Origin of the sequence: Corallococcus sp. CA041A, from assembly GCF_003612075.1 — a bacterium.
In the GTDB taxonomy this organism is placed as follows: domain Bacteria; phylum Myxococcota; class Myxococcia; order Myxococcales; family Myxococcaceae; genus Corallococcus; species Corallococcus exiguus.
Genome location: NZ_RAWF01000298.1, coordinates 1 through 11,842, shown reverse-complemented (window position 1 = coordinate 11,842; position 11,842 = coordinate 1). Strand labels below are relative to the sequence as shown.

Sequence of the window (11,842 nt, the reverse complement as noted above, 5' to 3'; positions counted from 1 at the left end):
GGGCCACGCTTTTTTGCGGCCGGGGCGGGGGGCTTCTTGTATCTGCTGTCCCCCATGAGAAAGCTCCTCATGCCTGCCCTGTTGTCGCTCGTGGCCTGTACTTCCTCGAAGGAAGCCACGCGTGATGAAGCCCCCGCCGCGTCCCCTGCGACGCAGAGCGCTCCGGCCCAGGAGGGCCCTTCCCGCATGGCCTACCCGGCGACCCGTTCCGACGCGGTGGTGGACACGCTGCACGGCGAGCAGGTGGCGGATCCGTACCGCTGGCTGGAGGACGAGAAGGCCCCGGAGGTGCAGGCCTGGATGAAGTCGCAGGACGGCTTCACCCGCGACGCGCTGGCGAAGATGCCGGGCCGTGACGCGCTGACGAAGCGCTTCACGGAGCTGTTCTACGTGGACTCGGTGACGGCGCCCTTCCGCCGGGGCAACCGCTACTTCTACATGCGGACCCACAAGGACAAGGAGAAGGCCATCGTCTACTGGAAGGACGGCGAGTCCGGACAGGAGAAGGTGCTGCTGGACCCGAACGTCATGAGCAAGGACGCCCCGGTGTCCCTGGGCCGCTGGGTGCCGTCGTGGGATGGCAAGCGCGTGGCCTTCCCGGTGCGCCCCAACGCCGCGGACGAGGCCACCCTGCACGTCATCGACGTGGACACCGGTGAGTGGTCCAAGGTGGACGTCATTGAGGGCGCGAAGTACGCCAACACCAACTGGACGCCGGACGGCAAGGGCTTCTACTACGAGTGGCTGCCCACGGACTCCTCCATCCCGGTGGACGCGCGCCCGGGCTACACCACGCTCAAGTTCCACAAGCTGGGGCAGGACCCGAAGAACGACGTGGTGGTGCACGAGCGCACCGGTGACCCGACCACGTTCCTCCAGGGCGACCTGTCGCGTGACGGCAAGTACCTCTTCGCGTCCATCCTCCGCGGCTGGAGCGAGAACGACGTCTACTGGAAGCACCCGGCGGACAAGGACTGGCGGCTGCTCGTGAAGGGCAAGGGCGCCAAGTACACCGTCATCGCCTGGAAGGACCGCTTCTACGTCGTCACCGACGAGGGCGCCCCGCGCCAGCGCGTCTTCGCCGTGGACCCGAAGAAGTCCGAGCGCGCGAACTGGAAGGAGCTGGTGCCGGAGGACCCCAAGGCCACGCTGGAGAGCGTGTCGCTGGTGGGCGGCCACCTGGCGCTGGAGTACCTCAAGGACGTGACGACGGAGCTGCGCATCACCACGCTGGAGGGCAAGCCGGTGCGCACCGTGCAGCTGCCGGGCGTGGGCGCCGCCAGCAACCTGCTGGGCCTGGAGGACCAGGACGACGCCTACTTCGCCTACAGCTCCTTCACCACACCCCGTCAGGTGTACCGGACGTCCATGAAGAGCGGGAAGGTGGACCTGTGGGCGAAGGTGGAAGTGCCCATGGACCCGGACGCGTACACCACGGAGCAGGTCTTCTACCCGTCGAAGGACGGCACGAAGGTGCCCATGTTCCTCGTCTACAAGAAGGGCCTGAAGAAGGACGGCACCGCGCCCACGCTGCTGTACGGATACGGCGGCTTCCTGGTGAGCATGCAGCCGGGCTTCCGCGCGAGCATCCTGCCGTGGCTGGACGCGGGCGGCATCTACGCGGTGGCCAACCTGCGCGGCGGCGGTGAGTACGGCACCGCGTGGCACGAGGCGGGCAAGGGCGCGCACAAGCAGAACGTGTTCGACGACTTCGCGGGCGCGGCCGAGTACCTGGCGAAGGAGAAGTACACGCAGGCGAAGAAGCTGGCCATCTACGGCGGCAGCAACGGCGGCCTGCTGGTGGGCGCGGCCATGACGCAGCGCCCTGAGCTGTACGGCGCGGTGGTGTGCGGGGTGCCGCTCCTGGACATGGTGCGCTTCCACCTGTTCGGCAGCGGGCGGACCTGGGTGCCGGAGTACGGGTCGGCGGACGACGCCGGGCAGTTCAAGACCCTGTACGCCTATTCGCCCTACCACCATGTGCGCCAGGACGTGAGCTACCCGCCCCTGCTGATGATGAGCTCGGACCACGACGACCGGGTGGACCCCATGCACGCGCGCAAGTTCGTGGCGGCGGTGCAGAACGCGAAGGGCAATCCGGCGCCCACGTTGCTACGCATCGAGGCGAACGCAGGCCATGGCGGGGCGGACCAGGTGGCCAAGGCCATCGAGTCCAGCGTGGACATGTATGCCTTCCTCTTCCAGGTCCTGGACGTCGCCCGGTCGGATGCCGGGGTGGCGGCCGAGAGTCGCTAGAATCGGGGCAGGACACACTCCTGCCTCTCGGTGTTCCCTTGAAGGCAGGGTGCGGACCCCCAATCTTGAGCGGGGAACGGGTCCTGCGACCGGCGTGTTATAGAGCAGCGTTTCACCCTGCATGAGCGCTTGGGCGCCATGTGGGCAACTCTTGAAGGGCCTGCCTGTACGGCTGGCCAGCGGGTGGCGGATACATGTTCTTCGGACGTGACGACAAGAAGGAAGCCCAGAAGCGGGGCCTCACCATCCCGCTCTTGCCCCTTCGGGACATCATCGTGTTCCCCCACATGGTCGTTCCGCTGTTCGTCGGCCGGGAGAAGTCCATCGCGGCGCTGAAGGACGCGATGGCCCACAAGGGGCCGGATGACAAGGCGGTCATCCTGCTGGCCGCCCAGAAGAAGGCCAAGACGAACGACCCCTCGCCCGACGACATCTTCCACTTCGGCACCATCGGCCACCTCATCCAGCTCCTTCCGCTGCCTGACGGCACGATGAAGGTCCTGGTGGAGGGCGTGCGCCGCGCCAAGGTGAAGAAGTTCCACCCGAACGACGCCTTCTTCATGGTCGAGGTGGACGAGGTCGAGGAGACGCTGGAGAAGAGCGTGGAGCTGGAGGCGCTGGTTCGCTCCGTCCACTCCGTCTTCGAAGCCTTCGTGAAGCTCAACAAGCGCATCCCGCCGGAGATGCTGATGCAGGTCGCCAGCATTGACGACCCTGCGCGCCTGGCGGACACCATCGTCGCGCACCTGTCACTGAAGCTGAACGACAAGCAGGCGCTGCTCGAGACGGAGTCTCCGGCCAAGCGCCTGGAGAAGCTCTACGAGCTGATGCAGGGCGAGATCGAGATTCTCCAGGTGGAGAAGAAGATCCGCACGCGCGTCAAGAAGCAGATGGAGAAGACCCAGAAGGAGTACTACCTGAATGAGCAGATGCAGGCCATTCAGAAGGAACTGGGTGAGCGCGACGAGTTCAAGAACGAGATCCAGGAGATTGAAGAGAAGCTGAAGAACAAGCGGATGAGCAAGGAGGCCACGCTCAAGGTCAAGAAGGAGCTGAAGAAGCTCCGGATGATGAGCCCGATGAGCGCCGAGGCCACGGTCGTCCGCAACTACATCGACTGGATCATCAGCCTGCCCTGGTACGACGAGACCCAGGACCGGCTGGACGTCACCGAAGCGGAGCGGGTGCTCAACGAGGACCACTACGGCTTGAAGAAGCCGAAGGAGCGCATCCTCGAGTACCTGGCCGTGCAGCAGCTGGTGAAGAAGCTGAAGGGCCCCGTGCTGTGCTTCGTGGGGCCTCCGGGCGTGGGCAAGACGTCGCTCGCGCGCAGCATCGCGCGGGCCACGGGCCGCAAGTTCGTGCGCCTGTCGCTGGGTGGCGTGCGTGACGAGGCGGAGATCCGCGGCCACCGCCGCACGTACATCGGCGCGATGCCGGGCAAGCTCATCCAGTCCCTGAAGAAGGCGGGCAGCAACAACCCCGTGTTCCTCCTGGACGAGATCGACAAGATGTCCACGGACTTCCGTGGCGACCCGAGCGCGGCGCTGCTGGAGGTGCTGGACCCGGAGCAGAACCACAACTTCAACGACCACTACCTGGACCTCGACTACGACCTGTCCAAGGTGATGTTCATCTGCACCGCGAACACGATGCACAACATCCCCGGTCCGCTGCAGGACCGCATGGAAGTCATCCGCATCGCGGGGTACACCGAGCCGGAGAAGCTCTCCATCGCGCGGCGCTACCTGATTCCGAAGGAGCAGGAGGCCAACGGCCTCGCGGACCTGAAGATCGACATCACCAACGACGCGCTGAAGACCATCGTGCACCGGTACACGCGCGAGTCGGGTGTGCGTTCGCTGGAGCGTGAGATTGGCGGCGTGTTCCGGAAGATTGCCCGCGACGTGCTGAAGAACGGCAAGCGGGACCTCATCGAGGTGGACCGCAAGCAGGCGATGAAGTTCCTGGGCACGCCCCGCTTCCGCTACGGCGTGGCGGAGAGCGAGGACCAGGTGGGCATCGTCACGGGCCTCGCGTGGACGGAGCTGGGCGGTGAGATCCTCACCACGGAAGCCACGTCCATGCCGGGCAAGGGCAAGCTCATCATCACCGGCAAGCTGGGCGAGGTGATGCAGGAGTCCGCCCAGGCGGCCATGTCCTACGTGCGCAGCCGCGCGGAGCGCTTCGGCATCGACCGCAAGGTGTTCGAGAACTACGACATCCACGTCCACCTGCCGGAGGGCGCGATTCCCAAGGACGGTCCGTCCGCGGGCGTCACCATGGCCACTGCACTGGTGAGCGCGCTGACGCGCGTGCCGGTCCGCAGGGACGTGGCGATGACGGGTGAAATCACGCTGCGTGGCCGCGTGCTGCCCATCGGCGGTCTGAAGGAGAAGACGCTGGCGGCGCACCGCGCGGGCATCAAGACGGTCCTGATTCCGAAGGCGAACAAGAAGGACCTGAAGGACATCCCGCTGAAGATCCGCAAGGCGCTGCGCATCGTCCCGGTGGAGTTCGTGGACGACGTGCTGCGTGAGGCGCTGCTCCTGGAGAAGCCGGAGGAGTTCGGCCGCAAGGGCGCCGGGGACAACCTGAAGATGGGGCTGTCCGTACCGGATGCGGTGTCCACGCCTTCCGTGCCGGCCTCCTGAGGCCTTCAGTCCCGGGCCCCTTGAGGGGGCCTGGGATGGGTGGTGACGAAGCCAGGATGCCGGCCGACCAGGAGTCGCCGGTCTCCTGGCTTCTCTCTTTTTTACGAGCAGGTCGGGTACAACGCGGGGAGTGGCTCCCCGCGCGCGAATCCTGTCCTACTCCCTGGTGCTGGTGATGGCCGCGGCCTGCGGGCCGTGCGGCTTCCAGCCCGAGCCGGGCGTGAAGGTGGTGGTGCCGGCGATGCCCACCACGCTCGACTGGAGCCATTCGGATCCGCAGAGCTGGGTGAACTACCCGGTGATGCTGGCCACGCAGAAGGGGCTCACCACTTTGGGGGCGGACCACTCGGTCCAGCCGGGCCTGGCGGAGCGGTGGGAGCGTGAAGCGGCTGCGGCCGGGCATGAGGTCTACACGTTCCATCTGCGCGAGGACGTGACGTGGTCGGACGGTTCGCCCGTCACGGCGCGCGACTTCGTCTTCGGGTGGCACCGGGCGCTGCTGGGCCGCGAGCGCGGCGAGATGGCGGACCTCCAGGGCGCGGAGGAGGTGCTCGCGCTGCAGGAGCGTGGGGCTCCGGCGGCGGAGGTGAAGGCGGCGCTGTCTCGGGTCGGGGTGGAGGCGGTGGATGCGCGGACGCTGCGGGTGACGCTGGAGCGGCCTCGGAGCTACTTCCTGGCGCGGCTCGCGAACGTGTACCTGTTCTTTCCCGCGCCTTCGGCCGACCTGGAGGGCAAGTCGGACGAGGCGGTGCGCGACTACTTCGACCGGCCTCGGGATGGGCGACCGCTGGCGGTGGGGCCTTATCGAGTCGAGCGGTGGGACCGTGCGGGAGAGCGTGTGCGGCTGGTCTACAACCCGCGCAGTGCGTTCATCCCGCCGATGGGGCCTGGGGAGGCGCCGGCGCCGGTGCTGACGCTGATGAAGTCGGAGATCGGTCCTGCGCTGTATGAGCGGGGCCGGGTGGACTTCGTCTTCGTGGACAGCGCGGCGGCGCTGCGCGGGATGAAGGCGGCGGACCTGAAGCGGGAGCCGCTGTTGTCCACGTACTTCCTGGGCTTCAACACGGAGCGTCCGCCGTTGGACCGGCCGGAGGTGCGCCGGGCGCTGGCGCGGGCGTTGGACCGGGAGGCGCTGCTCGCGGGGCTGCTGCCGGCCGCTCGCGCGACGAACGTGTTGCTGCCGCCGGAGCTGCCGGATGCGGCGACGCCGGAGCAGGCGGCTCGGCTGCCGCGCTACGAGCCGGAGCGGGCGAAGGCGGAGCTGGCTGGGGCGAAGGGGTTGGACCGTCCGCTGCGGCTGGTGGTGAAGGCAGGGGATTCGTTCGTGCCGGAGGAGGCGCTGGCGGAGCGCATCGCGGCGCAGCTCGCGAAGGTGGGCGTGCAGGTGGTGGTGGATTCGCGGTCGGACTTCTCCGCGGAGGTGGCTCGCAGGACGCCGCAGGGACCGCGCGCGTATGACCTTTTCCTGCGGCGGCTGGGCGCGGACTACGCGCACCCGAACACGTTCTTCACGCTGTTCGAACGGCAGGGCAACCACCAGACGGGATGGGAGACGCAGGGCGGCGGCGAGCCGATGCGCCGCTTCGAGCAGCTGCTGGAGGAGGCGGACGGCGACCCCGACCCCGTGCACGCGCGCGCGCTGTACGCGAAGGCCCAGGAGGTGCTGGTGGGGGAGGAGGCCGTCATCGCGCCGCTGTACCACCCGGACCGTTATTTCCGGGCGCGTGCGCGGCTGCACGGCCTGGACGTGGATCCGTTCAACTTCCTCGCACTGCGTGCACTGCGGCTGGGGCCGGATGAAACGCCCTCGGCCCGCGCGGAAGGGCAGGGGCCGTAGCGCATGCGCCTCGTCGCGACGCGCCTCGTGCGCCAGCTCGTGCTCGTGCCGGTGGTGGCGGTGGCCTCTTACTTCCTCATGGCCGCGCTGCCGCTCACCACGGAGAGCGACAACAAGCGTCAGGTGTCTCCGGAGCTGGCGGCTTCGTATCAGCGCGACCTGGGCATCGGTGAGCCGCTTGGGTTCCTGCGGCCTTGGGAGAAGCTCTTCTCCGGGGAGCGTCTGGGCACCAGCGCTCAGGGCATCACCGGCGATGAGCTGCTCCAGAAACTCTCTGGCAGCGTGGGCGTGGGCCTGGTCGCGCTTCCTCTCGCGCTTGCCTGGGCGGTGGGCTTCGCGCTCCTTCGTACCCGTTGGCGGCGGGGACGCTTCGCCGTGCTCGGGGACGTGCTCCCCGCCATCGCGTTCGGAACTCCCGTCTTCATCCCCGCGCTGCTCCTGGCCCCCGCCGTGGTGGAGCGCGGACACCTGCTGCCGGAGCTCTGCGCCGCGGTCGTCATCGCCATCTGGCCGGGGACCTTCCTGGGCACGCTCGTCGGTGATGCCCTGGAGACCGAGCTGTCCCGTGACTACGTGCGCACCGCGCTCAGCAAGGGTCTGGACCCCGGCACCGTGCTGCGCCGCCATGTCCTCCCCAATGTGTGGCCCGCGCTCCTGGACGCCGTGACGCCTGTCGCCACCGCGCTGCTCGCGGGTTCGTTCGCCGCGGAGCGCGTCTTTGGCCTGCCGTACTTCGGCCAGCTCTACGTCCTCGCCGTCCTCAACAAGCAGGTCGCTGTCGTCGTCGTGTCCACCACCACCTTCGCCACCGTGCTCGTCGTCGTGAGCCTCACTGTGGAGCTCTTGCGCATGCTCGTGGATCCACGTGCCCGGGAGGCCCGCGCTTGAGCCGCATCCCCTTGCGCGCCTGGGTGGGGCTGGTCCTCCTCGTGGGCCTGGGCGCCTTGAGCCTCGTGGCCGGACGCCTGTTCCCCGAAGCACTCGCGAACACCTGTCCGCTTGGCTGGGACCTGAACCGCCCGGACCGCAGCGTGTGCGAGCTGGCCTTCGGTGGCCTGTGGGTCTCCTTGGCCATCGGGCTCGCGGCTGGCGCTCTGTCCACCGTGCTGGGGCTGGCCGTCGCGGCGCTCGCGCGGCTGTCCGGTGGTGTGACGGAGCAGGTGCTCCTGCGTGCGGTGGACGCCGTGTTCGCCCTTCCGGATGTCCTCGTGGTGATGGTGCTCCAACTCGCCGGCCAGTCCCTCATGGACGCGGGCATGGGCGGGGGTCTGGGCCCCTTTGGCTTGATGGTGACGTCCCTGGCCCTGGTGGGCTGGGCCGGCCCCGCGCGCATGTTCCGCGACCGCCTGGCCACGCTGGAGGGCCAGGAGTACGTGGCCGCCGCGCGGGCCCTGGGCGGTGGTGGCGTGCACGTCCTTCGCGTGCACCTGTGGCCGTTGCTGCGCCCCTTCGTGCTGGCCGTGTTCTTGAGCCGCCTGCCGAGCGCCATCCTCACCGAGTCCACGGTGAGCTTCTTCGGCATCGCTCGCATGGAGCCCATGTCCCTGGGCCGCTACCTGGGCACTTCCTACGCCGCGCTCATCTACGAGGGCGGCGGCCGCGTGGTGATTCCCGCCTGGGGACTGCTCGTCCTGCTGGTGCTTGGCGCCTCGCTCGCTTCCCAGGCATTGGGGGGAGGTACCCGTCGCGAAGTGTGAGGAATGCCGCACATTGAGGCAAAGGTTTCACACGGACGGAAACCCTTTGCCCTCAGGTGAACACCATGTCCCTCCCCACGGAAGAAATCCCCCTCTCGCCTGCCCGTGATGAGCGTCCGCGTGACGACGGTCTGCGCAAGGAGACCGTCCGGGGTTCGGTGCTGGTTGTGGAGGACGACGCCGCGCACCGCGAGCTCCTGGTGGAGCTGGTGAGCACCTGGGGCTACGACGCCATGCCCGTGGGCAGCGCGGAGGAGGCCGAGTTCGCCGTGCGCAACAAGCGCATGGACGCCGCCATCGTGGACGTGTTCCTGCCCGGCCGCAGCGGCACCACGCTCATGTCCAAGCTGCGCGAGAAGTTCCCTCAGGCCGTGCTCATCGGCGTGAGTGCCATGAGCGACGCGGCGACCGCTCGCAAGTGCAAGGGCCTGGGCGCGGACCTCTTCATCGGCAAGCCGTTGGATCCGGAGAAGCTGGCCAAGGCGCTGAAGTCCAAGCACCAGAGCTGGCACTGAGCGCAGCAGGGGAGCGGGTTCCGGTTGCACACCCCCGCCGGACGGTCGATGCTCCCTGGCGTGAAGAACCTCGCCTCCGGCTTCCTGCTGGCCATGCCCCAGCTTGGAGACCCGAACTTCTACCGGTCGGTCATCCTGATGATCGAACACGGAGAGACGGGCTCCATGGGGCTCATCGTGAACCGGGGAGCGCCCCTGACGCTGGGTGAGCTGGCGCGCGGTCAGTCGATGGACATCTCGACGGACCGCGTGTCGCAGCCGGTGTTCGTGGGCGGCCCGGTGGAGCCTCAACGCGGCTTCGTCCTGCATGACGACGACACCGTCGCGGAGAAGCACTCCGTCCTGCCGGGCCTCTACCTGAGCGTCACGCTGGACGCGCTGGGGCCGCTGCTGCAGCGGACGGATCCGCGCGTGCGCTTCTGCCTGGGGTACGCGGGCTGGGGCCCCAAGCAGCTGGAGAATGAAATCGCCGCGGGCTCGTGGCTGTACGCCGACGCCACCGCGGACGCGGTGCTGGGACAGGACCCGGCGAAGTTGTGGGATGCCACCCTGCGCGGACTGGGCGTGGACCCGGCCATGCTGGTGATGGGAAAGGGGATGAACTGATGCTCGACGCCGAGGCGCTTCGCCGTTACCTCCTGGACGCCCTTCCGGGCTCGGAGGTGGAGTTCAACGACACCACGGGGACGGGAGACCACTTCGAAGCTCGCGTCGTCTCCCCCGCCTTTACTGGCAAGACGATGGTGGAGCAGCACCAGCTGGTGTACGCGCCGCTACAGCAGTGGCTCAAGTCAGGCGAGCTGCACGCGCTGGCGCTCAAGACCTATTCGCCCGAGCAGTGGAAGAAGCTCGGCCCCCGCTGAAGAAGGAGCAACGATTCATGGATCCGACCCTCAAGGCCCAGTTCGACGAGACGGTGAAGTCACACCCCATCGTCCTCTTCATGAAGGGCAATGCCCTGTTCCCCCAGTGCGGCTTCTCCGCGCGCGCCCTCCAACTGCTCCAGCCGCTGGGCCCGGTGCACACGGTGGACGTGCTGGCGGACCCTGCCGTGCGCCAGGGCATCAAGGACTACTCCAGCTGGCCCACCATTCCGCAGGTCTACATCCACGGGAAGTTCGTGGGTGGGTCGGACATCCTGACGGAGCTGGCCGAGCGCGGCGAGCTGCAGGACCTGGTCGCCGCCGGCGGCAAGTAGGCGTTTGAGCGGGAGCGGGGCCGGGGGGAAGACCCGGGCCCCGTCCCCCGCGTAGACTGGGCGGCGGTCGCCAAGAGGGGTTGAAAGCCGCCGTGCTCACCGTCACACCGCCTGAGTCGAAGCCGCAGGACGCGTCCACCGAAGTGCCCGGCGTGCCGGTCGAGGGGGGCCCCCTTCCTCCTGGCGCGAACGTCGCGGTCGCCACGCCCGGCGCCGCGGTCGCGGATCCGGACGACCTCGTCAGCACGGAGAAGACGCCCACGCTGGTGGACCGCGTGCAGGCCTTCCGCGCGAAGTACGAGAAGCAGGAGATGGCCCTCTTCTTCTTCGCGGGCTTCCTCTACGACGTCCTCACGCTGAGCCCCGTCGACGATGCGCTCACGGAGGTGCAGAACTTCGTCTACCTGGCCATCCTCGCGGGCCTGCTGGTGCTGGAGCAGCGCTACCCGGAAGGCGTGGAGCCGCCGAAGCTGCTGGTCAAGGTATGGCGCTTCCGCGAGGACGCGCTGCACTTCTTGATGGGCAGCCTGCTGAGCGCGTTCACGCTGTTCCTGTTCAAGAGCTCGTCGGGCTTCACGCCGCTCCTGTTCATGGCGGGCATGTTCGGGTTGCTGGTGGCCAACGAGCTGCCGCGCTTCCGCCAGCTGGGCCCCGTCATCCGTGTGGCCGTCTTCAGCCTGTGCGTGACGCTGTACTTCGCGTCGCTGCTGCCGGTGCTGTTCGGACGGGTGGGGTGGTGGATCTTCACGCTGTCCGTCGTGCTGGGCTGCGGGAGCATCTATGGGCTGCTTCGCGTGCTCAAGCGGTGGCGGCCGGATGAGAAGGCGCTGCTGCGCACGGTGGCGGTGCCCGGCTTCGGCGCGCAGGCGCTCCTGCTCGGGTGCTACTTCCTGGGCGTGATTCCGCCGGTGCCCCTGGCGGTGCAGTACAGCGGCATCTACCACGCGGTGGAGAAGGTCCCCCAGAGCGTCTATGGGACCTCGGGCGTGTATCGCCTGACGTCGGACGAGCAGCCCTGGTGGAAGGTCTGGACGGCGTTCCACCACGGCGACCAGGAGTTCACGGCGCGCAACGGCGAGCAGCCCGTGTACTTCTTCCGCATCTTCGCGCCCAAGGGCTTCGAGAGTTACTACGTGGTCGTGCGCTGGTTCCATGACCACCCGGAGAAGGGCTGGACGGCGCTGGGCAAGGGCTATCGTGCCCCGGTGAGCAGCAACGGCTCGGAGGGCGGCTTCCGCTACTACGCGCGGCCGGGCATCCCGCTCAAACCGGGCGACTGGCGCGTCGTGGTGGAGACGGAGAGCGGGCATGAAATCAACCGCCTGAACTTCACCGTCATCGACGGCACGGGCACAGAGAAGCCCACCAACAAGGTGGAGGTGTCCGTGCTCAAGACCACCAAGCCGCTGCCGCTGGAGGCCTGGGAGAAGGACCATCCCCCGAAGGCCGCGGCTCCTGCGGCTCCCGCGGCTACGGCGCCGGCGCCTTGAGCAGCGTCACCTGACCCAGCAGCACCGGCACCGCCGTCTCCACGCGCAGGATGCGGGGGCCCAGCGAGAAGGGCAGGAATCCGTGGGCTTCCAGCAGCTGGGTCTCGAAGGGCACCCAGCCTCCGTCCGGGCCGATGGCGAGCACCACCCGCGTGGCGCGCGTGATGTCCCGGGCCTGGAGGGAGAGGCTGGCGG

The 11,842-nt window shown here is 68.1% G+C and carries 11 protein-coding genes; 10 read left to right on the top strand and 1 reads right to left on the bottom strand.

From position 1 onward, the window contains the following. Positions 1 to 69: 69 nt before the first annotated feature. The 10 genes from D7V77_RS35720 to D7V77_RS35675 all read left to right on the top strand — a co-directional run bounded on the left by D7V77_RS35720 (position 70) and on the right by D7V77_RS35675 (position 11,647). Positions 70 to 2,256 carry a prolyl oligopeptidase family protein gene (locus tag D7V77_RS35720; RefSeq protein ID WP_233597440.1) on the top strand — a complete coding sequence of 729 codons (2,187 nt, stop codon included), beginning with the start codon at positions 70 to 72 and terminating at the stop codon, positions 2,254 to 2,256. Positions 2,257 to 2,450: 194 nt separating this feature from the next. Further along, positions 2,451 to 4,910 carry an endopeptidase La gene (lon, locus tag D7V77_RS35715; protein WP_120580738.1) on the top strand — a complete coding sequence of 820 codons (2,460 nt, stop codon included), beginning with the start codon at positions 2,451 to 2,453 and terminating at the stop codon, positions 4,908 to 4,910. A gap of 175 nt (positions 4,911 to 5,085) precedes the next feature. Then, the gene (locus D7V77_RS35710) at positions 5,086 to 6,747 is read left to right on the top strand and encodes a peptide ABC transporter substrate-binding protein (protein ID WP_120580741.1); all 1,662 of its coding nucleotides are present in this window, start codon (positions 5,086 to 5,088) and stop codon (positions 6,745 to 6,747) included. A gap of 3 nt (positions 6,748 to 6,750) precedes the next feature. Next, positions 6,751 to 7,635, top strand: coding sequence for an ABC transporter permease subunit (locus D7V77_RS35705; RefSeq protein WP_120580737.1), 885 nt, complete (start codon positions 6,751 to 6,753; stop codon positions 7,633 to 7,635). Further along, positions 7,632 to 8,444 carry an ABC transporter permease subunit gene (locus tag D7V77_RS35700; RefSeq protein WP_120580736.1) on the top strand — a complete coding sequence of 271 codons (813 nt, stop codon included), beginning with the start codon at positions 7,632 to 7,634 and terminating at the stop codon, positions 8,442 to 8,444. Before D7V77_RS35705 ends, D7V77_RS35700 begins: the two co-directional genes overlap by 4 nt. Before the next feature lie 65 nt (positions 8,445 to 8,509). Next, positions 8,510 to 8,959, top strand: coding sequence for a response regulator (locus tag D7V77_RS35695; protein ID WP_014394875.1), 450 nt, complete (start codon positions 8,510 to 8,512; stop codon positions 8,957 to 8,959). Positions 8,960 to 9,019: 60 nt separating this feature from the next. Further along, positions 9,020 to 9,565, top strand: coding sequence for a YqgE/AlgH family protein (locus D7V77_RS35690; RefSeq protein WP_120580740.1), 546 nt, complete (start codon positions 9,020 to 9,022; stop codon positions 9,563 to 9,565). Further along, positions 9,565 to 9,822 carry a BolA family protein gene (locus D7V77_RS35685; protein ID WP_120580735.1) on the top strand — a complete coding sequence of 86 codons (258 nt, stop codon included), beginning with the start codon at positions 9,565 to 9,567 and terminating at the stop codon, positions 9,820 to 9,822. The genes D7V77_RS35690 and D7V77_RS35685 overlap by 1 nt, the downstream gene beginning before the upstream one ends. A gap of 17 nt (positions 9,823 to 9,839) precedes the next feature. Next, complete coding sequence (grxD, locus tag D7V77_RS35680; protein ID WP_120580734.1) at positions 9,840 to 10,157, top strand: Grx4 family monothiol glutaredoxin; 318 nt, start codon at positions 9,840 to 9,842, stop codon at positions 10,155 to 10,157. A gap of 92 nt (positions 10,158 to 10,249) precedes the next feature. Beyond that, positions 10,250 to 11,647 carry a DUF2914 domain-containing protein gene (locus D7V77_RS35675; RefSeq protein WP_120580733.1) on the top strand — a complete coding sequence of 466 codons (1,398 nt, stop codon included), beginning with the start codon at positions 10,250 to 10,252 and terminating at the stop codon, positions 11,645 to 11,647. Here the strand turns inward: D7V77_RS35675 and D7V77_RS35670 are convergent. Continuing rightward, positions 11,628 to 11,842 (bottom strand): RsmE family RNA methyltransferase (locus D7V77_RS35670; protein WP_120580732.1); only part of this gene is annotated, 215 nt, incomplete at its 5' end. The genes D7V77_RS35675 and D7V77_RS35670 overlap by 20 nt on opposite strands.

Coding starts and splice junctions, on each gene's coding strand:
- D7V77_RS35720 (WP_233597440.1), top strand. CDS start 70: ATGCCTGCCCTGTTGTCGCTCGTGGCCTGTACTTCCTCGAAGGAAGCC.
- lon (WP_120580738.1), top strand. CDS start 2,451: ATGTTCTTCGGACGTGACGACAAGAAGGAAGCCCAGAAGCGGGGCCTC.
- D7V77_RS35710 (WP_120580741.1), top strand. CDS start 5,086: ATGGCCGCGGCCTGCGGGCCGTGCGGCTTCCAGCCCGAGCCGGGCGTG.
- D7V77_RS35705 (WP_120580737.1), top strand. CDS start 6,751: ATGCGCCTCGTCGCGACGCGCCTCGTGCGCCAGCTCGTGCTCGTGCCG.
- D7V77_RS35695 (WP_014394875.1), top strand. CDS start 8,510: ATGTCCCTCCCCACGGAAGAAATCCCCCTCTCGCCTGCCCGTGATGAG.
- D7V77_RS35685 (WP_120580735.1), top strand. CDS start 9,565: ATGCTCGACGCCGAGGCGCTTCGCCGTTACCTCCTGGACGCCCTTCCG.
- grxD (WP_120580734.1), top strand. CDS start 9,840: ATGGATCCGACCCTCAAGGCCCAGTTCGACGAGACGGTGAAGTCACAC.